Annotated in this window: 22 protein-coding genes; 2 read left to right on the top strand and 20 right to left on the bottom strand. The window is 48.7% G+C overall.

The features are described 5' to 3' along the window. Positions 1-49: 49 nt before the first annotated feature. The 8 genes from YERSI8AC_RS08320 to YERSI8AC_RS08285 form a co-directional block, all read right to left on the bottom strand. Entirely contained in the window at positions 50-2,203 is a 2,154-nt protein-coding gene (locus YERSI8AC_RS08320) for a hypothetical protein (RefSeq protein ID WP_159176528.1), read from the bottom strand. Between the two features lie 43 nt (positions 2,204-2,246). Further along, positions 2,247-3,860 carry a glycosyltransferase family A protein gene (locus tag YERSI8AC_RS08315; RefSeq protein WP_236557269.1) on the bottom strand — a complete coding sequence of 538 codons (1,614 nt, stop codon included), beginning with the start codon at positions 3,858-3,860 and terminating at the stop codon, positions 2,247-2,249. 95 nt (positions 3,861-3,955) lie between these two features. Beyond that, entirely contained in the window at positions 3,956-5,293 is a 1,338-nt protein-coding gene (glmM, locus tag YERSI8AC_RS08310; RefSeq protein ID WP_201304205.1) for a phosphoglucosamine mutase, read from the bottom strand. Positions 5,294-5,959: 666 nt separating this feature from the next. Further along, positions 5,960-6,298: a type II toxin-antitoxin system PemK/MazF family toxin gene (locus tag YERSI8AC_RS08305; RefSeq protein WP_159176526.1), complete on the bottom strand. Its 339-nt coding sequence runs from the start codon at positions 6,296-6,298 to the stop codon at positions 5,960-5,962. Next, positions 6,289-6,495, bottom strand: coding sequence for a hypothetical protein (locus YERSI8AC_RS08300; protein ID WP_159176525.1), 207 nt, complete (start codon positions 6,493-6,495; stop codon positions 6,289-6,291). The genes YERSI8AC_RS08305 and YERSI8AC_RS08300 overlap by 10 nt, the downstream gene beginning before the upstream one ends. Positions 6,496-6,853: 358 nt before the next feature. After that, positions 6,854-7,627 (bottom strand): 3'(2'),5'-bisphosphate nucleotidase CysQ, encoded by a 774-nt coding sequence (cysQ, locus tag YERSI8AC_RS08295; protein ID WP_159176524.1) that lies wholly within the window; start codon positions 7,625-7,627, stop codon positions 6,854-6,856. 152 nt (positions 7,628-7,779) lie between these two features. Further along, on the bottom strand, positions 7,780-9,666 hold the full coding sequence (gene cysN / locus YERSI8AC_RS08290) for a sulfate adenylyltransferase subunit CysN (protein WP_159176523.1): 1,887 nt from the start codon (positions 9,664-9,666) through the stop codon (positions 7,780-7,782). Between the two features lie 91 nt (positions 9,667-9,757). Beyond that, positions 9,758-10,714 carry a hypothetical protein gene (locus tag YERSI8AC_RS08285; RefSeq protein ID WP_159176522.1) on the bottom strand — a complete coding sequence of 319 codons (957 nt, stop codon included), beginning with the start codon at positions 10,712-10,714 and terminating at the stop codon, positions 9,758-9,760. A 303-nt stretch (positions 10,715-11,017) separates the two neighbouring features. Here YERSI8AC_RS08285 and YERSI8AC_RS08280 point away from each other — a divergent pair, with 303 nt between their 5' ends. After that, entirely contained in the window at positions 11,018-11,545 is a 528-nt protein-coding gene (locus YERSI8AC_RS08280) for an MbcA/ParS/Xre antitoxin family protein (protein WP_159176521.1), read from the top strand. Continuing rightward, positions 11,542-12,039: an RES family NAD+ phosphorylase gene (locus tag YERSI8AC_RS08275; protein WP_159176520.1), complete on the top strand. Its 498-nt coding sequence runs from the start codon at positions 11,542-11,544 to the stop codon at positions 12,037-12,039. The genes YERSI8AC_RS08280 and YERSI8AC_RS08275 overlap by 4 nt, the downstream gene beginning before the upstream one ends. A 131-nt stretch (positions 12,040-12,170) precedes the next feature. On the opposite strand, the gene glmS is transcribed toward YERSI8AC_RS08275, so the two are convergent. The 12 genes from glmS to YERSI8AC_RS08215 all read right to left on the bottom strand — a co-directional run bounded on the left by glmS (position 12,171) and on the right by YERSI8AC_RS08215 (position 24,789). Further along, positions 12,171-14,024 (bottom strand): glutamine--fructose-6-phosphate transaminase (isomerizing), encoded by a 1,854-nt coding sequence (glmS, locus tag YERSI8AC_RS08270; protein ID WP_159176519.1) that lies wholly within the window; start codon positions 14,022-14,024, stop codon positions 12,171-12,173. Positions 14,025-14,191: 167 nt separating this feature from the next. Further along, complete coding sequence (locus YERSI8AC_RS08265) at positions 14,192-14,740, bottom strand: hypothetical protein (RefSeq protein ID WP_159176518.1); 549 nt, start codon at positions 14,738-14,740, stop codon at positions 14,192-14,194. Positions 14,741-14,992: 252 nt separating this feature from the next. Beyond that, complete coding sequence (locus YERSI8AC_RS08260) at positions 14,993-15,730, bottom strand: class I SAM-dependent methyltransferase (RefSeq protein ID WP_159176517.1); 738 nt, start codon at positions 15,728-15,730, stop codon at positions 14,993-14,995. A gap of 87 nt (positions 15,731-15,817) precedes the next feature. Continuing rightward, positions 15,818-16,840 (bottom strand): GSCFA domain-containing protein, encoded by a 1,023-nt coding sequence (locus YERSI8AC_RS08255; protein ID WP_159176516.1) that lies wholly within the window; start codon positions 16,838-16,840, stop codon positions 15,818-15,820. A gap of 15 nt (positions 16,841-16,855) precedes the next feature. Continuing rightward, positions 16,856-17,800, bottom strand: coding sequence for a hypothetical protein (locus tag YERSI8AC_RS08250; RefSeq protein ID WP_159176515.1), 945 nt, complete (start codon positions 17,798-17,800; stop codon positions 16,856-16,858). Beyond that, a complete protein-coding gene (locus YERSI8AC_RS08245) occupies positions 17,800-19,152 on the bottom strand; it encodes a glycosyltransferase family 2 protein (RefSeq protein WP_159176514.1) in 1,353 nt (450 codons plus the stop codon). The genes YERSI8AC_RS08250 and YERSI8AC_RS08245 overlap by 1 nt, the downstream gene beginning before the upstream one ends. A gap of 16 nt (positions 19,153-19,168) precedes the next feature. After that, positions 19,169-20,437, bottom strand: coding sequence for a nucleotide sugar dehydrogenase (locus YERSI8AC_RS08240; protein WP_159176513.1), 1,269 nt, complete (start codon positions 20,435-20,437; stop codon positions 19,169-19,171). Between the two features lie 142 nt (positions 20,438-20,579). Beyond that, positions 20,580-21,125, bottom strand: a complete 546-nt coding sequence (gene rfbC / locus YERSI8AC_RS08235) for a dTDP-4-dehydrorhamnose 3,5-epimerase (RefSeq protein ID WP_159176512.1) — start codon at positions 21,123-21,125, stop codon at positions 20,580-20,582. 68 nt (positions 21,126-21,193) lie between these two features. Beyond that, a complete protein-coding gene (rfbA, locus tag YERSI8AC_RS08230) occupies positions 21,194-22,108 on the bottom strand; it encodes a glucose-1-phosphate thymidylyltransferase RfbA (protein ID WP_159176511.1) in 915 nt (304 codons plus the stop codon). A gap of 86 nt (positions 22,109-22,194) precedes the next feature. Beyond that, positions 22,195-23,151 carry a dTDP-4-dehydrorhamnose reductase gene (gene rfbD / locus YERSI8AC_RS08225; RefSeq protein WP_159176510.1) on the bottom strand — a complete coding sequence of 319 codons (957 nt, stop codon included), beginning with the start codon at positions 23,149-23,151 and terminating at the stop codon, positions 22,195-22,197. Continuing rightward, complete coding sequence (locus tag YERSI8AC_RS08220) at positions 23,148-23,501, bottom strand: four helix bundle protein (protein WP_022524126.1); 354 nt, start codon at positions 23,499-23,501, stop codon at positions 23,148-23,150. The genes rfbD and YERSI8AC_RS08220 overlap by 4 nt, the downstream gene beginning before the upstream one ends. 40 nt (positions 23,502-23,541) lie before the next feature. Beyond that, on the bottom strand, positions 23,542-24,789 hold the full coding sequence (locus tag YERSI8AC_RS08215) for a dTDP-glucose 4,6-dehydratase (protein WP_159176509.1): 1,248 nt from the start codon (positions 24,787-24,789) through the stop codon (positions 23,542-23,544). Positions 24,790-24,809: the final 20 nt, after the last annotated feature.

Below are 24,809 nucleotides of genomic sequence, written 5' to 3'. Positions count from 1 at the left end.
GTACTAGGCTTTAGTACCACGCTTTAGTGCTACGTTTTAGTACTTAGCTTTAGTACTTTGCGTTAGTACTACGCTGCTCTTTCTCACCAAACTTAAGGTAGTGCACAAGCGGGTTGATTCCGCTTTCTACCACGTCGGGGTTGTGCTGAAGGTAGTACGCCGAGTCAAACCCCGGGCCTGGGTTACGCCCTTCGAAACCGCCCATCAACAGATAGTGGCGGGCAGGATTCGCCGACATTTTGCTATCACGAGCAATATCAGGGTATTGCGCTAAATACCACTTAGCGTCGAACCACTGACTCGCTTCGATTAACGCGACCTGCCGCTTGATCGCTCGCTTTGTCAGCGGTGGGGCTTTAGCAACGCTTTTGGGGGCGGTTAACTCCGCTTGAGTAGACGTATCAGTACTAGGTGCTGCTGCTCGCAGAGCTTCTAGCTGATCCACTAGATTGGCTAACTCATGAGATTGACGCTCTATTTCGCGACGCTGCTGGGCCTGCGTTTCGCGGTTGGCTTTAGCGTCCACTTCAAGCTTCTGGTTAGCAGATTTTGTATCATCAAGCTCGCGTTTCAACTGCCCGCGTTGCGCTTCGTTTTTCTCTAGCAGTTCGGTTAGCACAGCTAACTCGCGGAAACGCTCATCCACAGCGCTAAGCGCTTCTTTTTCGCGCTCAGTAGCCGCTTTCAATTGAGCAGAAAGCGTGGCGTGTTCTTTCTTTTGCTGCGCCAACTGTTGTTCAACATCTGAATAGTTCTTTTCAGACTCCTGAAGCTTACGGGTCAGTTGGCCCAGTTCATTAAAGCGCGCCTGAAGCGAGGTCTCGGTTTTTTGCAGCTTGTTAGTTAACCCAGTGTTCTCCTCATGGGCACTACGCAAGCTCTTTTCATTAGCTTCGAGCAGGCTGGTTAGTTTTGCCAGTTCGCTAAAGCGAGTTTCCAGCATCTGCTTCGTTTCTGTCACTTCGGTAGTAAGCGCCTGCTTTTTGTTTTCTAGGTCTTGATTCTGCTTATGTGCTTCAGAAAGGGAGCGCTCGGTTTTCTCAAGTTTACTTATTAACTCAGCATTCTCTTCACAAGCAGCCAGCAAATCATTTTCCTTTGCCTCTAATTGCTTTTGGGCTTGGCTAAGCGATTGTTCACTTACCTTAACTGCCTGAGCATTTTCACGCGCCTCAGCCGTTTGACGATCGTTCTGATCGCGCTGGCGCATCAGCTCCTTTTTCAACTCGTCGTTAAATTCTTCAAGCGAACTCACCCGCTCGGCCAAACGGCCACGTTCCTGGGCAAACCGAGATTCCTGCTGCTCCAAGCGCGCTTTCAGCTTTTCACGCTCTGAACCCACTTGCTGTAATTGCTCAGATTGCTGATTCAACTGCTGCTCAGCGTCAAGCAGCTTGCCCGATTGCTCGCTAACACGAGCTTCTAACGTTTTCGCCAACTGCTGTTGGTGGCCCGCGGTGAGTTTATCCTGGCAACTGCGCCCCAAGCGGGCAAAAACATCCTGCACCACCTGCGTAGAGGCAGCCGACTCCAGCGCGCCTAAAAGGTTTTTAAGCAGCGGGGGCAGATTATTACCTACCGCAATAATCCCCAGCCCACCGGCATGGTGAAACACAAAGTGCGGGTAGCGGGCTTTAAGGGTTTCGAAAGCACGGAACACAAGGCAACCTGGCTCGCGGCGGGCAACCCCTGGCACTACCACGACACCCTGAGTTGAAAGCTTGGATAACCAGCGATCCAGCAGATAATCCACGCTGTTGTCATCGGCTTCTACATGCAGCAATAACAGGTCGACTGAGCCCTCATCGAACTGGTCAATCACCCGTATAGGAGTCGCCTCTAGCCACTGGCTGATTGTTGAGAAGTGGTCAGTGGCATAAGCCCGAATAGCCTCGGCATTTTGCTTGCATTCTGCACCTTCCTCATGCACTCCCACCATAAAGCAACGTGTACCCAGCCGCAGCCGGGAGGCCGCTTGGCAAACCGCAAAGTGCGCGACGCTCTCGACCCCCAAGCCCACAGCCTGCTGTGGCCGCAACGCCTCTACCAACCAAAACAAAAACGGTAGATGTTCCAGCCAGGGAGATGCCTCACGGTAATCAGGCTGCCAAAACATGGATCCCTGGGCTAACGTATTGATAGAAGGCTTGATAGCAAGGTCTTGTGTAGCGTTGGTCGCTACCGAATGCTGTTGCTGGCTCACAATGAATTCCTAACACGTAATAAATGGGCAATAGGATACCAGCTCAACCGGGCAAGTTGGCAGCCGGTGCTGGAAAGGGGCGAACATCGGGGTTGGCCGGCAAATACAAATCGCTTGGCTGTTTGGCACTCTCATGCCATTGAGCCGCGGCACTGTGGTAATCGCAGCGTGCCCCCTTAAATAGTGTAACCAAATGGGTGGGGCCAGAGTGGCTGAGCGAAGATGGCAAATTACGGCCAAAGGCCAGGGGAACGCCTTGCTGAACCTCGCCAAAGGCTTTGGAACCAAAAGCAGCGACAAGGCGACGAAAATATTCTGTATCACCTGATACTTTCACCACGTCCCAAAACCCTAATGTTTCGAAAACTTCTCGCCGAAACATAAACGATGATGTATTACGATGAATCCAGCCACCCAACGCTTCTACACGCCAATGATTAAAAAACATTTCCGACGTGCAGCGAACAAAGCTACTAAAACACGCTTGCCATTCTGGGTGGCTTTCCAAACCTGCAACCTGCAATTCAATTTTTTGAGGGTGCGACCAATCATCACTATCGTGAACAGTGATATAAGCCCCTTTCGACGCCTCCAGAGCACGGTTACGCGCCGCGTAAGCCCCCTGATTGGTGGGCTGTGTTAGTACTCGAAAGCGGGAATCCTGCTGGCTAAACGCCTGGGCCACGGCTAAAGAGTTATCGGTAGACGCATCGTCCACTACGATAACCTCTATATTGGCATATGACTGCTCAGCAAGGCTGCGCAGTGCCGTTGCTAGGTAAGCCCCTGCATTAAATAACGGCATAACGATGCTGACCAGTTCACCGCTCTCTCGCGCTGAAGAACGAGCCTCTAGTGTGTTTTCATGCGTTAAGTTATCGAGCGTTAAGGGCTGACTAGCATCTTTAAGGGCTACCGGGTATAGATTGGCACGGTTAAACAACGCGTTAATATGCCGTAAACGAAACTGCTCCGTTAACGCATGTGCCTGTGAAGACGTTGGAGGCGTGGCTGAGTCCCCGGATTGGCTAGCGGCCTGCATTGCCAACAAATTAGCAAGCGCCAAGGAGGTATCAGGGTAGTCGGGGAAATCGGCCAATAACTGTTGGATACACTGCCAGGCTTTCACCAACTGACCGTTATTAATTAGAGCTTCTGCCTCTAGTAGCCAAGAAGCGCCTGTAGCGGGCTGAAAATCCGGCAGTTGATGACGACCAGACAACACTTCAGCGCAGCGCCGCCACTCGCCTTGCCAGGCATACCAGCGCCCCAACGCCCAAGCGGCATAGCTGGCCTCCCAAGAATCCTCGTGGGTAAGCAAATCCTCTAGACACGCTAGATTCAATTTCACATCCTCTTGCTGCCAAAGCTCCCTCTCAGCCTCTTGAGCACATAGCTTAATCGGGCTACGCCCCTCTTTTTCTCCATTACGCGTGAAGTGCAGCAATGGGCTAACGCCCGCTTTAGCGACATCCTGATGAGTATTAAGGTAATACTCGGCATCAAAATGAGGCCCAGCTTTTCGCCCCCAGGCCTCCCCCAGCAGCAGGTAGTGCTGCGCAGGCGACATACCGGAAACAACTACATCAGGGTATTGCATCATATACCAGTCAGCATCAAACCAAGGGCTTTGCTCGATGTCCGCGATATCTGACAAATGCCTCTCTGTCTTATGCCCAGGGGGCAAGCTAAGCGTTGAAGATGATGTCAAAAGTCATTACCTCGTGTAACAGGAGAACCTACCGTGTTCGCCTAAGAAAACGCATCAGCAATTTGCTGGGCACTGCCTTGCGCCCGATCAGCATCTACAGCCTCGACCATCACACGAATCAATGGTTCGGTACCAGATTTGCGCAGCAGCACGCGGCCCGTTTGGCCAAGCTGCTGTTCTACCAGTGCGACGGCTTGCAGTACCGCTGGGGTATCAAGAGGATCATGCCCTGCTTGGGCGGTATAACGCACATTAATTAAGGTTTGCGGGAGTTTGTGCATACCCTGTTTGGCGTCATACAGCATTGCCTGTTGCTCTAACAAACTAGCCAGCACGCGCAGTGAGGCGATGATCGCATCGCCAGTGGATGCATGATCCAGGCTTAGCAAGTGACCAGAGCCTTCCCCACCTAACCGCCAGCCCATGGCGTTTAACTGTTCCAGCACATAGCGGTCGCCTACTTTGGCGCGCTTAAAAGGAATATTCAATCCATTAAGCGCCTGCTCAAGCCCCAAATTACTCATTTGGGTACCCACTACACCGCCGGTGTAGCCCGCGCGCTTCGCATCTTTCGCAAGCAGATATAAAAGCTCATCGCCGTCTACGACAGTACCCGTGTGATCCACCATCATCAGGCGGTCAGCATCTCCATCCAAAGCGATCCCCATATCCGCCTGATGGGCTAGCACTGCATCACACAGGCTCTGCATAGAGGTAGCGCCGCAGTTTTCGTTTATGTTGAGGCCATTGGGCTTAGCGTGAATACTAATTAGCTCGGCGCCTAACTCGCGAAAAACCGCTGGGCCCACTCGGTAACCCGCGCCATTGGCACTATCCAACACAATTTTCAGGCCATTCAAGCTCAAGTGCCCCGGCAGGTTAGCCTTACAGTATTCGGTATAACGGCCAGCGGCATCATCAATACGGCGCGCTTTACCTAGTTTCTCGGAGCTAACGCAGGTCATGCCGCCGTCAATGGCTACTTGTAACCAGCGCTCTATTTCCTGCTCTTGGATATCATTAAGCTTCTGACCACCCTGCCCGAAAATCTTAATACCATTATCATCAAAAGGATTATGCGACGCGCTAATCACTACCCCCGCATCCGCACGGAAGGTAGAGGTTAAATAGGCAACGCCAGGGGTCGGCAACGGCCCCACCAGAGCAACATTAACACCCGCCGCGGAAAAGCCCGCCTCTAACGCGGATTCCAACATATACCCACTGGCACGGGTATCTTTACCAATTAACACTTCCCTAACACCTTCAGCACCCAACACCTGCCCTGCGGCCCAGCCCAACTTCATAGCAAAATCAGGCGTCATGGGAAACTCCCCCACGCGACCGCGTACACCGTCAGTACCGAAATATTTACGCATTATTTAGTAACCTTAAAAGTGAATCGTGAATCGTGAATCGTGAATCGTCAGGAGTATAAGCCCTGCATAGCGAGGTAACGAGTATATGCGGGGAATGAAGATTAAGAGGCGTCCGCAGGCGCGGCCCTCATCACAGGTCGGGGGGTTTACGCCGCGCCAAGAAAACCACCCATTCAAATGAGTGCACATATGTAGCGCGTGGTAACGAATCTCGCGAGGCACGAGCGAATGAGGCACCCGCGGGAGGCGGCGGAACGACGCCCTGTGGCAACCAACCATCATCGCCTACACGGGCCAAACCCGGCACCGCTTCGCGCTGCTTTCGCGGGTGCGCTTCGCTTACCACGCGCTACTCAATCACGCGTGCACATGGAAGTGGGGATTCCATGGCCATATGTACATAATCACGCCACCGGAATCGAGTGATTGTCGTAGCGCGTGGTAACGAATCTCGCGAGGCACGAGCGAATGAGGCACCCGCGGGAGGCGTCGGAACGACGCCCTGTGGCAACCAACCATCATCGCCTACACGGGCCAAACCCGGCACCGCTTCGCGCTGCTTCCGCGCCGGGTCGCCGCTGCGGGTGCGGGTGCGGGTGCGCCATAGGCTTACCACGCGCTACTAAATCACGCCTGCACTTGAAGGTAGGGCTTCCAGAAGAGTGCTCAACAGCAATCAAAATACCGACAGAAATCCTGATGGAGTTGTTGGAAGCGTACGGCTTTTAAAGAACCATACTTCTTCACAACAACCTGTTTTGAAATGACAAATGTTTTTCTTACCATAACTTTAGAACGCTTTGGCAGACCACCTTCTTCTAAATCAGCTTCTTCAAGCAGCGATTCATCATCATGCAGTCTATGTAATTGGCTACTGACAGGAACCCCGACAAAATCATCAAAAGGCAGGTTATCCCTAAAAACAATCACGGGCCTGAGCTTCCGCTGTTTAGAGTCGGAAAAGTAGAACTCGCACAATACGAGTTCACCTCGACTCACTTCCATACTGCGTCCTCAACTGCACTGCTCCATTCATCTACCAATCCCGCAGAATGTTCAGAAAATGCTCGTAGATCTGAGCTTTCAGAATCATCTTCCAGCAAGATAACAACACGCGCATGCGTATTAGCAAGCGCTTTATACTTATCAGGAATATTGACCACACCATCTTGAATATCGGTTTCAAATTCAATCGCGTACATCGTATCCTCCTAACCCCCTCACATCTTGGTTAATCATTGGACACCCTTTTTACAATAAATTCGAGTATTACCACACCCCATAGCGCGTGGTAACGAAGAACGCGAGTTCAGCGAGCGTTCGTAGGCACCCGCGGGAGGCGTCGGAACGACGCCCTGTGGCAACCAACCATCATCGCCTACACAGGCCAAACCCGGCACCGCTTCGCGCTGCTTTCGCGGGTGCGCTTCGCTTACCACGCGCTACTCAATCTCGCGTGCACATGGAGGTGGGGAATTCCATGGCCATGTGCACGTTATGCACATGGCCGGACAACCAATATCGAGGAGGTTGGCAAAACAATATCGGTAACGTTTTGGCTTAATGCCCCCACACCACAAAATAGGGATTGAGCTTTTCGCTGGGGTTGGCGTAGCTAAGCGCGGTGCCTTCCAGGGTTTCTACCCGGCCGCCGGCTTCGAGCACTACCGCATGAGCGGCGCCGGTATCCCACAAACAGGTGGGGCCCAAACGTGGGTAGGCATCGGCGAAACCTTCGGCAATGATGCACAACTTTAACGAACTGCCCATGGGCAGCATGGTGTGCTCACCCAACTGTTCCAACCAAGCGGCCAAATCAGGGCTGGAGTGCGAACGGCTACCCACCACGCGCCACGTTACGCCCTCTTTAGGCTTGCCTGCCACGGAAATGGCCTTACGACTACCATCGGCTTCAACCTTAAACGCGCCCAGCCCCCGCGCGGCCACATAGCCCACCTCCAGCGCTGGCGCAGTCACCACGCCGAGCACCGGCTTACCGTTTTCAATCAGGGCAATATTGACGGTGAACTCACCGTTACGCTTGATGAACTCTTTGGTGCCATCCAGCGGGTCGACTAGCCAGTAGCGGCCCTCAGCATCAGCACCGGAAAAACCCTCGATGTCCTCTTCAGAGAGGATCGGGATCTGCACCGGCAGCGCCTGTAAACCGCGCACAATAACGTTGTGCGCGGCCATATCAGCCTCGGTTAACGGGCTTTTATCTTCCTTCTCCTCCACGCTAAACTCGCGGGCGTAAACACTCATGATGGCGACATCAGCTTCGCGGGCAATGCGTTCAACGGCATCCAGCAGTGCTTGATCAATAAGCGCCATAATCTAATCCCTCTATAAGACTTAGTCCTTAAAAACCTAGTCCTTAAAAACCTAGCCCTTTAAGATTTAGTCTTTAAGACCCAGCCCTTGCATAAAAAAAGCTGCCAAGTAGCAGCAAACCTCGCCACCACCTGACAGCTAGCGCATTCAAGTCAGCTAATCATTCCACGTTCACGCAATGCAGCGATCACAGCGTCAGCCGCTTCTTCAGCGTCCATTTCAGATGTTTTCAAATGAACATCCGGTGCTTCAGGCGCTTCATAAGCGGAATCAATCCCAGTGAAGTTTTTCAGCTCTCCACGGCGGGCCTTTTTGTAGAGGCCTTTCGGGTCACGTGCCTCAACAACATCCAGCGGAGCATCGACAAAAATCTCCATGAACTCGCCCTCTTCCAGCAGATCCCGCGCCAACTGGCGCTCGCTGCGGAAAGGAGAGATAAACGCCGACATCACAATCAGCCCGGCATCCACCATTAGCTTGGCGGTTTCCGCTACCCTGCGAACATTTTCAACGCGGTCAGCATCGGTAAAGCCTAAATCACGATTCAAGCCATGGCGCACATTATCGCCATCCAACAGGTAGGTATGATGGCCGTGGGTGAAGAGTTTTTTCTCGACCAGGTTAGCAATGGTCGATTTACCTGCTCCGGAAAGCCCGGTGAACCACAGCACAGCTGGCTTTTGTCCTTTGGCCAACGCACGTGCCTGTTTATCAATATCCACATGCTGCATATGGATATTCTCGCTACGCCGTAAGGCGAAGTGCAGCATGCCTGCGCCAACCGTATTGTTGCTCATACGGTCGATGAGGATAAAGCCGCCGGTATCGTGGTTGTCTTTATAGGCATCGAAGGCAACCGCACGGTTAAGGCTTAGGGTACAAATACCAATACCGTTCAAATCAAGCTGCTTGCTCGCCGTGTGTTCCAGGGTATTCACATTGACCTGGTACTTGATATCCGTCACGGTCGCGGAAACCGTTTGGGTGCCCAGCTTCATCAAGTATGGGCGACCCGGCAACAGCGGCGCTTCGTGCATCCACACCAGGGTGGTTTCAAACTGGTCGGCGGTGTGGGCTGGCTGGTCAACGCCGGAAATCACATCGCCGCGGGAGATGTCGATTTCATCTTCCAGCAGCAGTGTAATCGACTGGCCAGCAACGGCCTCTTCCAGGTCACCATCCAGAGTATAGATACGCGAGACAGTGCTGGTATTGCCAGAAGGCTGAACGCGGATTTGGTCACCTGGGCGCACCACACCGCTGGCCACCATGCCGGTAAAGCCACGGAAATCCAGATTGGGGCGATTGACCCACTGCACGGGCATACGGAACGGCGAACGCTGAAGATGCTCCGCATCCAGCTCGACGGTTTCCAGGTAGCCCAGCAGCGTTGTGCCGTGGTACCACGGCATTTTGGCGCTATGTTCAATGACGTTATCGCCTTTCAGCGCCGACATGGGAATGAAGGTGATGTTCTCCAGTCCCAGCTGTTTGGCGAAAGCGCGGTACTCTTCCACAATCTGATCAAAACGCGCTTTGGAGTAGTCGACTAAATCCATCTTATTAATGGCCACCACCACGTGGCGCATGCCCATTAACGACATCAAAAAGCTATGGCGGCGGGTTTGCGTCAAAATCCCATGGCGTGCGTCGACCATCAAAATAGCCGCGTCGGCAGTAGAAGCCCCGGTAACCATGTTGCGGGTGTACTGCTCGTGACCAGGGGTATCCGCTACGATGAACTTGCGCTTTTCGGTAGAGAAGAAACGGTAAGCTACTACATCAACGGTAACACCCTGCTCCCCCTCAGCGGTTAGACCCGCCACCTGAGCAAAATCCACCTCGCCGCCCTGGGTGCCGTATTTTTTTGAGTCTGCTTCAATGGCCTCAAGCGGGTTTTCAAACAGTAAGCGGCTAATCAGGGTACTTTTACCGTCTCCCTCGCTTCCACAAATAACAAAATGCTTAGCCCCCCTATGCTCATGGGTGTTCAGATAGGCCTCGACATCGTCAGCAATCAGGTCATATGAGTGAGACATTAAAAGTACCCTATTGCTTCTTTTCCATGAATGCCGAGCTATCGTTACCAATTCCTCGGCGCTGGCTTTCTGACATTTAACCCAAATAATATTACTTAACCGTTTCCTCAATGCGACGCGGGCTTGGCGGAAACCTCTGCCCCGTTGCGGCAACACGGCATTGCACTGTATCAAGTGGGGACAGTTTTACCGGCAGGTTGAAGCCCACATACCCGCCACGCGGCGGCAGCAAACGACACAGCTCCTGGCGAAACTCCACCGCGCGCACGGTGCTGGTAAGCTCACCATTGACCCACAGTTCGACCTCCAACGGCACATCTCGCTCATCCGCCCACCAAGCCCAACCATTGACCCCCTCCGTGGTGGCCTCCACAAGGCAAGCATGCGCCCAGGGCTGGTTCGACTTGAACATCTCATAACGTGAATCAAACAATGCGGAGGCATACTGGTAAAGCTCAATGTCTCGCCTATTCAATTTCCTGAGTTCAACGAGATTCTCTTCATCAAACTCATACTTATCCTCCAGACGATGTTTACCCTGATTGTCTTCGCGCTCCGGAATGCGGATTGAAAACTGGTCATTCAACATTTCCAGGCTTTCAGCATAACGTTCTGTTAAACCTATCAACCCGATCGCCTCAAGATTCACCCCGTAAAGAATCCGGCGCTGACGATTACACATCGTTGGGGCCGAATAGAACTCCTTGAAACTTCTCTGGTAATCTTTATGCCTAACAAAATGGGCATATTCAGACGCTATACGTTGCAGTGGTTCACGTAGAAAAGTAACGGTCTTTCCCGCCCCCCACAGGGAAACAAAACGCCCGATCGGAACATGCCCTACGACCATGGCTGGATTATCAAGTGCCTGCCTGAACTGCCAGAAATCAGGTTGATCGACATATAGATGCTCCTTCACAAGAGGAGATGTCACCTCAGACTTCGGCCCATAATCATAAACAATTCGCTCTGGTGAAAAATACTTTTCAGCACCCATGCGAAAGCTTGTCCCGGCAGTTTTAGGTATATGCACAAAAAAAAGTGGCATCCGCTTCACCTCCTTTATACAACGCCCTTTGTGGCAACAGCTAACCACGGTGCTTCCGCGGGTGCGCTGACGCTGACGCCGCGCTACGAAAACCACCGATTTAGAAGCGCGTGGTAGCTAATCTCGCGAGGCACGAGCGAGTGAGGAACCCGCAGGATGAACTGCCCCCCGAAAGTTGGTAACGAATTTGCGAACTAATCCGCGTCTGACGGGATGAATCATATTGGCTAACAGCTATTGCCACGCATCGCAATCGTTATTTATACGGCGTATACTCGTTTAAAAGACGAGAGGTAACCTGCCATGACAGCCACCACGATTCACGACGGCAACGGCAAAAGCCGGATTACCCGGCGTAAGCCCAAACGAACCTACGCCGGTCAGACCGCCCCAATTAACGCCAGCAGAGATGGCGAATACACCGTGGTTTTCTCCGATCCGCGAGCAGTGAAACTGGTAACCGGCAGCATCAATGACCGGATCCTAACGATCCGCCAAGGACTATCTGGTGAAATGGTCAAGGAAGTCGTTTCAGACAAACCGGTGATCCGGAAAATGTTTATCCACGGCCTACAGATTGACAAGTCCAACACCTCGCGCCTGTATCGCCGGAAACATTTGGACGAACACCAATCAGAAGTCATTAGCGATGCTTTTAAGATCTACAACCGTGCTTGCCAGGTTTTCGAGACTGAGAAACTGGCCAACGACTGGCTGCAAGCGGACGTTCCCGCGCTGCGTGGTCGCCCTATTGACCTGATGGACACCGCCGAGGGTCGCCGCTGGGTCATGGACACGCTCGAACGGATTGAGACGGGAGACTTTTCTTGATTGAAACGCCTCGCCAGTTCTTCCGAATCGTCAAGCAAAAATACATCAACAACCTGAATGGTCGTGGCGGTGCCTTCGACAGAGGCGGGCGCTGGAACAAGCCGGATTATCCGATCATTTATTTCGGTATCAGCGCCTCCATCGCCATGCTGGAAATGGGCAATTACGCACCCTCACCCCGATCCGGCCCCAAAAGCGCAAAGGTCGGTGTGTACGAATTCACCACAGAGGTTGCCATTGAACGTCTGGAGCGCGAAGACTTGCCGGATGACTGGATGGCGTTCGATTACCCAATTAGCACTCAGGAAATCGGCACTGACTGGCTCACCGAACAGAGCAGTGTGGGCCTGATGGTACCCAGTGCCGCCGTCCCTTCCGGTGGCGATCTGGATTACTGCGTTCTGGTAAACCCGAACCACTCGGACATCCAGTACCTCTCGCTGACCGATGCCCGTCTGCCGATCTACAACGATCGCCTGTTCACCGGCACCTGACTATCTCCACTCTCAGGATCTTTTCTTGTGTTCTGTCTGTCTCGCTCGGCCATCTTGAGAGTTACCAACTTTTTTGTGTTGTTACCGACTTTATTATCACCTCTCAGGCGTCGGAACGACGCCCATTGGCACTACTCTACCGTCACGCTCTTAGCCAGATTACGCGGCTTATCCACATCCGTGCCTTTCACCAGCGCTACGTGGTAGGAAAGCAGCTGAAGCGCTACCACGTGCAACACCGGCGAAAGAAGGCCGTAATGCTCTGGCATCATCAGCACATTGACGCCTTCAGAGAACTTCACGGCACTGTCGCCATCGGCAAACACATACAGCTGGCCGCCACGGGCGCTGACTTCCTGCATGTTGGCTTTTAACTTCTCCAACATCTCATCGTTGGGAGCCACCACGACTACCGGCATTTCTGCATCGACCAACGCCAATGGGCCATGCTTTAACTCACCCGCCGGGTAAGCTTCCGCATGAATATAGGAGATCTCTTTAAGCTTAAGCGCCCCTTCTAACGCAATGGGGTAATGCCGCCCACGGCCTAAGAACAGCGCATGATGTTTATTGGCAAAGTGCTTCGCCCAGGCTTCAATACTGGGTTCAAGCGCAAGCACCTTATCTACCGCGATGGGAAGGTGACGCAACTCATCAAGGTAAGCTTTTTCATCTGCTTCACTTAAGCGCTGGTTGGCTTTGGCAAGCAGCAGAGTAAGCAGGAATAGCGCACTTAGCTGGGTAGTGAATGCCTTGGTAGAAGCCACACCAATTTCCGGCCCGGCGCGGGTAATAAATCGCAGCGCTGTTTCACGCACAATGGCCGATTCCGGTACGTTGCAGATCGCCAAGGTATGGGTATGCCCTAGCGATTTAGCGTGGTGAAGCGCCGCCAGCGTATCCGCCGTTTCACCAGACTGTGAGATAACCACTACCAGCTGTTTAGAATTAGCAACGCTTTGACGGTAACGGTACTCGCTGGCGATTTCGACGTTGCAAGGAATGCCTGCCACTTGCTCAATCCAGTACTTGGCGGTCATGCCCGCATAGCTGGAAGTACCGCAGGCCAGGATCAGCACGGCTTCTACCTGGTCGAAAATATCAGCGGCTTCCGCACCGAAGATGCCCGGTTGTAGCTGCCCTGCCCCGCTAATCATTTCCAGCGTATTGCTAAGGGCCTGGGGCTGCTCGAAGATTTCCTTCTGCATGAAGTGGCTGTAGTCACCCAGCTCTACCGCATTAGCGCTTAGGTTTGAAGTAATGATCTTACGCTCGACCACCTGGCCAATGCCATCGACGACAACCACTGCTTCGCGACTTAACCGAGCCACATCACCGTTTTCCAAATACATCAAACGCTTGGTAGTGGAGATCAGTGCGGAGGCATCAGAAGCGGCATAGTGCCCATCATCTCCTATGCCCAACATTAGCGGCGAACCTTCACGGGCAACCACTAAGCAGTCCGGCTCTTCTTCACTAATCACTGCCAGAGCAAAGGCTCCTTTTAGATGCTCAACGGCGCACTGCACGGCAGAGAAGAGGTTTTCCGCTGGCTCACCAATTTGGCCTTTAAAGCAGGCCTGGATCAGGTGGGCGATGGTTTCGGTGTCGGTATCCGAGGTAAATTCATACCCCAAGCCCTGTAGCTGAATGCGCAACGCTTCGTAGTTTTCGATAATGCCGTTGTGCACCACCGCCAAACCACCGGAGATATGCGGGTGGGCATTACGTTCTGCCGGTACGCCGTGGGTGGCCCAACGGGTGTGGGCAATACCCACATGACCACTTAGCGCCTTTTCCTTCACTAGGGCGGCTAATTCCGCCACACGCCCTTTAGAGCGGGCACGCTGCAAAATGCTGCTTTGCTCACCCGATAGCAACGCCAAACCCGCTGAATCGTAACCGCGATACTCCAATGTAGATAAGCCTTCCAAAAGAAAGGCGGTGCTATCCTTTGCGCTTACCGCGCCAACAATTCCGCACATAAACAATCCTGTGTATGTTGAGTACTAAATTTAAATAAAAGAAATCTAGCAAGTACAAGTAAATGTAGCTAAGAGCACCTACTTACGATGTAAAATACCTAACGCAATAGAAATATTTAAATAAAACCTGAGTAAAGGAAGAGATTAACACCTATAGTATTAGACCATTACGAGCTTGATGCATTATGTTTATTATCGAACTCCCTTAAAGCCATACCCACATCACCCTCAGCTTCAATGGCAAGCCATAACTCAGGAAGTTGGACATTCATCTTCTCCATATGAATAGTAAGTTGATAAGGCTTATCACGTAAAAAAAGCCTAATATTACTATTTACAGTATTACAGTAATCCAAACAAAAATCTAAAGATACTAGATCAGGATTTTTTTTCCTACCCTGCATCAGAATCGCGGAGTGATATGCCGCCATAATTCCCTTATCAAAACGTTTTGCAAACGACTCTGCCGTTTTATTAACATCACGCTTCAAATGAACATAGAACGCTTCTTGGCCAAAAGTTTGATCTAATCGACCTAAATGCCACGATAAACGGTTATCTACTTCGATGTGATTATCAGGATAATAAAAACGCTTTTGGCCCACAAAATGAGATCTTGTCTCATGACCACAAGTATAGTTTTCCGCATGATCCAAAGCACGAGCCAGCGAAACTGAGCCACAACGTCCGGTGCATAAAACAAAAATATTTCTCATGGGCATTCCTTGATTAGAACTAGACTCTAATGTGATTTACTATTAAACAAAAGGGAAGCACAATCGATATCCGAAGTAGTAAAACAATAGAACCTTCTATAAAAAGTGATAAGAGCTTTTCATACGGGCTAAAAATCAAAAAATCCCGCACCTCATCTTTCAAAATAAATAGCTTCGCCTTAAAAAATATATCTTTTAACCTAAAGCAACTACCAGACAGTCTATAAAAAAAGTTAACGAAGAAAATAAAATTTAACTGCGAGTTAAAACACCAAGACCTTTCTCTAAAGCGAAGTATTCAAAATCAAATCCATATTCGTTTGCCCAATGTTTACAAATATCTTTTTCTTCTTGCCTAATAGCATCATCCATCCATACTTGTGCTTTAGGGCTGAGGCGGTCAAATAATGCAGGCAACGCAGGATAGCGGGCGTATTGACAAGATGATTTAGGAGGGCCATCAACAATCAATAAATCTACTTGCTCTATACCTGTAAGATTAAGAGGATACCAAACAGATGGTTTATCAGCATCTGATGGATTTAGATGATTGCCCTCCCAAGGCTCCAATTTTCCCACAAGAAGCTCTACCCAAGGTGTCAAAAACTCTTCCTTTAACATACCTTCAGTTTTAGTAGCATATTTTTTTAAATGCTCAAAACTATAGAGTTTACCAAATCCATTCTGCCTAAGAGCATCAGCTATAACTATAGTCGTAGCGCCACTTCCAGTCTCCACAATTACTCGTGGTTTTTCAAAAATAATATACTGATGTAGTCTAAGTAAAAAATCAGGTGACACTGGCCATCCTCGTAAAGGAGGTAATTCGCCATTGATTTTTAATCTTTTATTTAACCATAGCAAGCTTTCAATCTGAGAATACAATGAATTATTAGCTTCTTCAATCTTTTTACTCAAAGATGTAACACTTCTACTCAGCTCTTTGAAAAGCTTTTTTAAATCTTCTAATTCTTTATCTCTATCACTCATAACAAAAAACCTTAAAAAAAGAGAGTAGATATGTACAAAAAGAAAACCATTGCATAATACTTAAGGATAAATGATACAGCTATACCATTAAGAAAATTTATCCAAAGCCTCTTCATCACACACTATTTCGTCATCCTCATTGACATTTTCTTCAGCTTCAAAAGTTTTACCGAAAGAACTAAAGAAATGTTTCATAACATAACTAACGCCCATATCGTTCACCTCTCTCAAATTAGGTTGAAAAAACATAGCTCGAGAAGGATGGCTGGAAACAATTTCATAGGAAGGAAAATAAAAAATATCCTCAAAATCTTCAGCTAAATCCCCTGCTACAGCTCTCAGTATTGATTTTGAACGACTGCTAGCAACTAAGACATGATCATTACTTGCAGTAGCATTTAAGGGGACTGGAGATACGGTCAATAATATTCTAAAAGTCGGGTTTATCTCTTTCACAAGGTCTCTAAACTCAATAATATCATTATAAATTTCGTTGTACCTAAAATTTTTAAAGTAATATTTTTCAGAATTATGTTCCCCTGCAATAGTACCTGCAGCCGTAGGATAAACAGTCTCATCGACCGTAGAAACCCAAGCTTCGGTAAGACCTAATGTAAAAACAAAAACATCTACTTCTTCCAACATCATCTTAACAGCAGCTAAATGCTTTTTACGGGATTTAAATACAGAGTCACTATCATCATAGCCAACAGGATCAACTGATGGCCTCAAAGCATCAAAATACCTACCATTCCTAGTCCATATTATTTCTTGAGGCTGCCTATAACCCAAGGCCTCTTGAGTCAATTGCAACAATTGCCTTGTCGAATAAATGTTACCATATCTGCAACTGTATACATTATAACCAAAACGTTTAGCATCTACATCATCAATAAAGCTCGGTTTAGGCTCCATGTCCAAGTACTTAAAACCACTGCGTTGCAAATGTCTACCTATATGCTGGGCAAAACAGCTACCCGCAGTAGCAATCTTATAATGAAGCTTTAAGTCAATAGGTTGAGAAAGATTATCCAGGTCATAATAATGTCTATCCCTAACAGCTTTTCCCCAGAAGTTTTTCTCAGGTAAGCCTTTGTACGGATTATTCATAATACACTCCTGCCTTTAAAGTTCGGAAATTTTTTGCTGAATTAAAATATCACTTTGCTGAGAATTCATATCGTCAGCTTTATGAATATCTCTCAAACTCATGCTGTCATACTTGTCGGCGATATCAACAACGTTGCTCGTTCTTGCTAAGCATGCAGCTTTTACCCACTTCCCCCACTCATTAGGAGGAAATTTATGACCTACATAACCTTCATAATGACTAGATATAAATAAAAAATTCTTCTTGTACTTTTCTTTAAGCAACTTAAGCTTTGATAAAAAGCCAACAGCTTGCATCCAGAAGTGATGATCTGTAGCATTTTGCACATAAATAACATTAACTTTCACACTTTTCTCAAAAGCTCGAAAGGAGTCTAACTCAATGACATTACTTAAATCCTCAACTGTTACTCCCCATCCTAAATCTGCATATCTTTTAATATGACCAGGAAAATAATTTTCTATTTCTAAAATAGGATTACGCAGAATCGCGATTGCATTTTTCACTTTAGAAGCATGAACAAGTGCTGGGTACCCTCCTATAGACCCTCCAGTAAATATAACTTTTTCAGGTTTAATAAAACTTAAAACCTCATCAACAAACTTTGAAATAACAACAGGAAGATCGAAACCTTCAACACCTGCATACCAGGTTGCACCTAAACCTTTATCTTTTTTCAAAGTAGGATCAGATATAGACAAAACCAAACAGTTCGGAATGTCTATCTTTGAAATAAAGCGTCCTTCAAATATTGGTAACGCTCTTTTCTTCTGATCAACTGCACCATGAAAAAAGAACGTCACATACTTTATCTCTTGATTAGGTGCAGGAGATTTAATCACCTTTATAGGTAAAGATGAATTGTTATCGAACCCTTCAGGTATAACGCTATACCAGTCTTCACTTAAAGTATTGTTGGTTATTTTCTTTAAATAGACTTTACTGGAAAGTATTCCCATTATAAGCTCTCACTTTCAATATTCATTTTGATATCATTGATTGAGACATATGCATGATCAGGAATTGAGAACATTCTTACCTCGTGGGGAAAAGGTAAGTATGTTTGGTTTTCGTTAATAGTTTGGTGCCACTCTGTCCATGCTGAACGGTATTCCAACCTTGCAGGTGAAAGCCCATGCTCTACTGAGACGCCATACTCAGGATTTGAAGTAAGGCTATTAGGTGCAGCTAAACATATCATGCTTGGAAATTTATAATATTTAAAATCATCACCTAAAATTTTCTTGGCCCTTGATATCATCTCTGAATCAGCACCAAATCTTGCACAATCCCAGTGGCCCAGTTTAGTTCTCAAGAATTCACTTTCATACATTGTAGATATTGATGATCCTATCAACAACCCTTCCCTACGTACTTCAATTGTACCATCCATTTTCATTCTAAACATATATGCCATGCTAGCTTTCACATCACCGTCTTTCTTAATCATTTGCATATGCTTTTCAAAGCGTTGCGGATGCGACCAGTCGTCTGCATCCTGTCCAGTAATGTATTTTCCTTTTGCATACTTCAAAGCAATATTCTTACTTACATAGGGCCCCACATTTTTTTTATTTCTAAGAAGTTTCATACGAGAATCAGTTCTCGCTATTTCTTGTGCTTTATCAAATGTTGCATCACTACTACAATCATCAACTACTATTAATTGTATATTTCTCCAACTCTGATTCAGTATTGATTTAATTGACTTCTCTATTGTGTCTTCAGAATTGTAAGCAGGGAGAATGACTGTAATCAACTCCCCATCAATTTCGTTAGCTACATTACTGTAAATTTTAATAAAAAAATCTTTACCTGAGTGTTCTTCACGAAGATCTATTGCCTGCATTTCTTTCGGTTCAAACAAGCACTTACTTAAAGTCTCCGCGTATTCACAGCCCTTATACCCTTTCTCCGATTCAGCTATCGCCATCTCAATAACAGGAAAAGTTTCCCGAATAGTTTTACTACAAAACTGAGACAAATATTTTGCTTTCTCTGCATTTTGGTTTCTCAGCAAATCACGCAGATGAAGTGCATTCGGGCGATACTTATAACCTTTTTTCAATCCTATTTTTAAGTAATGCAACAATGGATCCTCTGAAGAGTTTTCCTCCATAAACTCTTCGCGGTAAAATTGACTTGAGAAGTTCAAACTTGGATCTCGCTTCATCTTCGACCCATACTTTAGATAATGAACTATAGGATCCATACCTAAAATCTTCACATCATTATAATTCTCAAGGTACCATTTTTTATTTAGCAAATTAGACTTTTTAACTATCTCATAGTTGACTTTACTATAACTCACACCTTTTCTCCCTGGCTTAAAGCCTAACTAAGCAATTGTCTTCACTACCCAGAACATTCTTCATATCAAGATAGGTAGCCACACCTTTACCTAACTTATAAATATCTTTCCCCATTAACTTAAACTCATCATGTGCCACTGCAATGATTACCGCATCATACTGATTTAGAACAAGGTTCGTAGTCATGACAACACCGTATTCATTACTAGCTTCATTCGCATCTACCCATGGATCGTAGATATCAACTTCCATGCTATATGTATTTAATTCATTAATGAGGTCGACCACTTTAGTATTTCTTATATCTGGACAATTTTCTTTGAAGGTCATGCCCATCACTAAAACCCTGGCATCTTTAATAAGCTGTCCTTTTTCAATCATGGCTTTAATTAATTTGGATGCCACAAACCGGGCCATGCCATCGTTAATTTCACGTGCTTTACGAATAATATCGGGTATATGCCCTACCGACATAGATTTGTGCACCAAGTAGTATGGATCTACGCCGATGCAATGCCCTCCCACCAATCCGGGTTGCAACTTGATGAAATTCCACTTGGTAGCAGCAGCTTCAATGACATCGTTAGTATCGATGCCTAGATGGCTAAAAATCATAGCTAATTCATTGATTAACGCAATATTGACATCACGCTGCGTATTTTCAATAATTTTGGATGCTTCGGCGACTTTGATACTGCTAGCTTTGAAGGTACCAGCGGTAATAATGCTTTTGTAAAGCTGGTCTACAAATTCCGCAATTTCCGGCGTCGAGCCAGAAGTGACTTTCATTATTTTGGCCACTGGGCGCTCTTTGTCACCGGGATTGATCCGTTCGGGGCTATAGCCCGCGAAGAAATCCTGATTGAACACCAAACCAGAGACCTGCTCTACCACAGGTATACAGTCTTCCTCTGTAGCACCTGGGTAAACAGTCGATTCGTAAATAACCACATCGCCTTTCGCAATAACACGCCCAAGTAACTCAGAAGCTTTTATAAGCGGCGTTAAATCAGGCTGACGATGGCTATCAATTGGTGTGGGTACGGTCACGATATAGACGTTCGCTTCTCGTATATCGTTTTCAACATTGGTGAATGATAGCTGGCTAGCTGACTTCAACTCGTCAGTTGTGACTTCTCTAGTATTATCCACGCCTTCATTAAGCTCTTTTATACGATGAGACTTAATATCGAAGCCAATAGTAGGGTATTGCTTGCCAAATTCAATTGCTAATGGCAAGCCTACATAACCCAAACCGATAACTGCAATTTTCGTATTTTTCATTTTCTGTGAACTCAAAAATTAGGTAAATAAATTAACTATTATCACTGCGCTGAAGTAATTACATGATTCATCCTTGATCGCTTATTGATTGTCAGCGAGTCACCTGTCTTATGCCCTTACTATCGTTCACGTTAGGCTATATTTATACGAACAAAGGCGCTTCTTCAAACTTGATTCCGTTCTTATCTTTCTCTGAAAGCTGTGGCTCTACCCCGTGTGTGGGCCACTCAATCGCGAGTTGAGGGTCATTCCAACAAATGCTCACTTCGTCACCAGGCGCGTAGTAATCCGTACATTTGTACTGGAACTCGGCTTTTTCGCTGGTCACGTAAAAGCCGTGGGCAAACCCAGGTGGCACCCACAGCAACTGCTTGCTCTCTTCGCTTAAGGTTACCCCTACCCACTGGCCGAACGTCGGTGAACTCTTGCGCATATCAACAGCGACATCGAATACTTCCCCTTGGGTAACGCGTACTAGCTTTCCCTGGGGCTGCTTATATTGGTAGTGCAGGCCCCGCAAAATACCTTGAACGGACTTGCTGTGGTTGTCCTGAACGAACTGGTAGTTACCACAGTGGGTTTCAAATTCGCTTTGACGAAAGGTTTCCATGAAGAAGCCCCGCTCGTCGCCAAATACTTTGGGAGTGAGCAGGACTAGATCGGGAATGGCGAGTTTTTCGTAGTGCATAGATAGCTCGTGAAAGGTGAAGAGTTAGGTGTGAGGCGTTAAAAGCGAGGAGCAAGACTCCTCCCTCCTCACGTTTTACCCTTCACTTTTAAAAGGCGTTGGAGATATAGGCCGTACTGGGTTTTGGCGAGGGGCTTGGCGAGTGTGGCTAAGCGGTCGTCATCGATCCAGCCATGTTGCCAGGCGATCTCTTCCAGGCAGGCGATTTTGAGGCCTTGACGGTGCTCAATGGTTTGCACGTATTGGCTGGCTTCCAGCAGGCTGTCGTGAGTGCCTGTATCTAGCCAGGCAAAACCGCGGCCCAAGCGTTCAACGCGCAGGTCGCCACGCTCTAAATAGGCGTTATTGACGCTGGTGATTTCCAGCTCGCCACGTTCGGAAGGCTCTACGGCTTTGGCAATTTCAACGACATCGTTATCGTAGAAGTACAGACCCGTAACGGCATACGCCGATTTGGGTTTTTGTGGCTTTTCTTCGATGGAGATGGCGTTACCGCTCTCGTTAAACTCCACCACGCCAAAGCGCTCTGGGTCTTTAACCAGGTAACCAAATACGGTGGCACCGCTAGCCTGCTGGCTGGCTCGCTTTAGCTGGTCGGAAAAGTGCTGACCATGGAAGATGTTGTCGCCTAGTACCAGGCATACGGGGCTTTCTCCAATAAACTCTTCACCGATAATAAATGCTTGGGCAAGGCCATCCGGACTGGGTTGTTCGGCATACTGCAGGCTGATACCGAAATCTTCACCGTTGCCTAGTAGGTTCTGGTATTGGGGGAGGTCTTCTGGCGTGGAAATAATCAGTATTTCACGAATGCCCGCTAGCATGAGCACCGAAATCGGATAGTAGATCATCGGCTTGTCGTAGATGGGTAGGAGCTGCTTGGATACACCGCGGGTAATGGGGTGCAGCCGAGTGCCGGAGCCACCGGCTAGAATAATGCCCTTTCTTTGTGAAGGGTTAGGTGTGAGGTGTGAGGTGGTCATGGTCTATCATCCGTGAATATACAAATGTGAGGTGTTAGGCGTGAGGTGTGAGGGGTTAGGGGTTCTTACTCCTCACTCCTTACCCCTCACGCCTCACAGCATTCTGCAAGCGTTAGCGCTAGCTGGTGTTGCCAAACCGGTAATGTGACACCAAGCGCGGCCTCAAGTTTAGTCAGGCGCATACGTGAGTTGAGCGGGCGCTGGGCAGGAGTTGGAAATTCCACGGTGGGTATGCCACTCACGGTGCCGGATTGGATCGCTAACTCTTCGCCAAGTACCTGTGCTTGCTTGAAAATCTCGCTGGCGAAGCCGTGCCAGCTGGTTTCCCCTCTTGGCGCCAGGTGGTAGATGCCTGAGGGGATGTGAATGCTTAGTGGTGAATTGTGGGTGGTGAATGGTGAATGGTTAGATAAAAATGCCAAGGCGGTGGCCTGGGCGATTAGGCGGGCTGGGGTGGGCGCGCCTATTTGGTCGTTGACGATGCTAAGTGCGTCGCGCTCGCGGCCCAGACGCAACATGGTTTTCATAAAGTTATTGCCACGGGCGGCGTATACCCAGCTGGTGCGGAAAATTAGATGTTGGCAACCACTTTGGGTAACCGCTTGGTCGCCTTCCAGCTTGGTTTGGCCATATACGCTCAGCGGTGCCGTGGGGCTGTCTTCCTGCCAGGGTGTTTCACCATCCCCAGGGTAGACGTAATCCGTTGAGTAGTGCACCAGCGGGATATTATGCTTGGCGGCATACTCGGCTAATTGTGCTGGCAGTTCAGCATTAAGGCGTTTGGCTTGCTCTGGTTCGCTTTCGGCTTTATCAACCGCTGTGTAAGCGCCTGCGTTGAGTATGAGGCTTGGCTTGTGCTCTGCCAGGTAGTCATCCACCGCTTGGGCGTTGGTCAAATCAAGCGCTTGGCGTGTAGGGGCCAGGATATTGCCGAACAAGGCAAACTGGCGCTGGAGTTCAAAGCCGACTTGGCCGTTGCCGCCGGTGATGAAAATAGTGAGGGGTGAAGCGTGAGGAGTGAGGTGTGCATGTTCAGATGTCATAGTGAAGCCTTTAAATGCTTGATCAGCCCGCCTAGCTGTGAAAATACAGAGTTAATCGCTAGTTCCAGTGCTGAAATATCATCCATATACCCTAAGCGTTGGGCAATTTGACATTGAGTTTCAAGTTCACTGAGCGAACCACGTGCTATATGCAAAAATCTTAAAAAGTCGGGCTTACTGCCACGAGCCGCGCCTTCGGCTATATTGCTTGGCACAGATACAGCAGCACGTTGCATTTGGCTAGCTAGCCCATATCGCTCAACTGAAGGAAAGGATGAGGTCATTGAGTAAATAGCGACAACGAGATCCATTGCTTCTTGCCATACCCGCAGTTGCTGATGCTTTCTCACAACTCTTCCCCTTACCACTAACAAGCGAAGCGCTTACTCCTCACAAACTACCTAGACGTTGACCCTGGTAGCTGCCGTCTTGGACGCGTTTCCACCAGGTTTCGTTGGCGAGGTACCATTGCACGGTTTTGCGTAAGCCGGTTTCAAAGGTTTCTTCTGGTACCCAGCCTAGCTCGCGTTCGATTTTGCTGGCGTCGATGGCGTAGCGGAGGTCGTGGCCAGGGCGGTCGGTGACGAAGGTAATTAGTTCTTTGTGAGAGCGCTTCGCTTGAGGGTGCTTCGCTTGTGAGGGGTGAGCGCCCTGCGGGCTTGTGAGGGGTGAGGAGGGTTCCCTCACTCCTAACTCCTCACTCCTCACTTCTGCCCCCTCACTCCTCACGCCTAACGCCTCACTCGGCGCTAAATCATCCAGAATCTCACAGATGGTTTCCACCACGTGCAGGTTCGTTTGCTCATTGTGGCCGCCGATGTTGTAGGTCTCGCCTACTTGCCCTTCTGTGGCGACTTTGATCAATGCGCGGGCGTGGTCTTCTACATACAGCCAATCGCGGATCTGCTGGCCGTCGCCGTAAACCGGGAGTGGCTTACCGGCTAGGGCGTTGAGGATCATCAGCGGAATCAGCTTTTCCGGGAAATGGAACGGGCCGTAGTTGTTCGAGCAGTTGGTGACTAGCGTGGGCAGGCCATACGTACGCTGCCATGCGCGTACCAAGTGGTCTGAACTGGCTTTACTGGCCGAATATGGCGAGCTGGGGGCGTAGGGGGTCGTTTCTGTAAAAAGTGAGGCGTGAGCGCGCTGCGCGCTTGTGAGGGGTGAGTTTTCCTCCTCACTCCTCGCTCCTGACTCCTCACATTCAGCCAGATCACCATAAACCTCATCCGTACTGATGTGGTGGAATCGAAAAGCGTTGCGACGCTCGCCTTCCAAGCTATTCCAATAAGCGCGTGCGGCTTCCAGCAGTACGGCAGTGCCCACCACATTGGTTTGAATAAACTCTGCCGGGCCATCGATGGAGCGGTCTACGTGGCTCTCCGCCGCTAAGTGCATCACCACATCAGGCTGGTGCTGCTCGAACAGTTGTTGCATGACCTGTGCATCGCAAATATCGGCCTGGGCAAAGGTGTAGCGCTCATTGGCTTCAACGCTTGCCAGGGATTCTAAATTGCCTGCATAGGTAAGTTTGTCTACGTTCACCACCTTATGGGCAGTGTTTTGAATAAGTTCCCGCACTACTGCAGAACCGATAAAGCCTGCGCCACCGGTAATTAAAAAGGTTTTGGTGTTCATAGTTCTCTTAATAGCCGATG

The organism is Halomonas sp. 113 (assembly GCF_904067645.1).
GTDB lineage: Bacteria > Pseudomonadota > Gammaproteobacteria > Pseudomonadales > Halomonadaceae > Vreelandella > Vreelandella titanicae.
The sequence above is the reverse complement of the archived record's forward strand: the minus strand, read 5'-3'. Positions and strand labels throughout refer to the sequence as shown.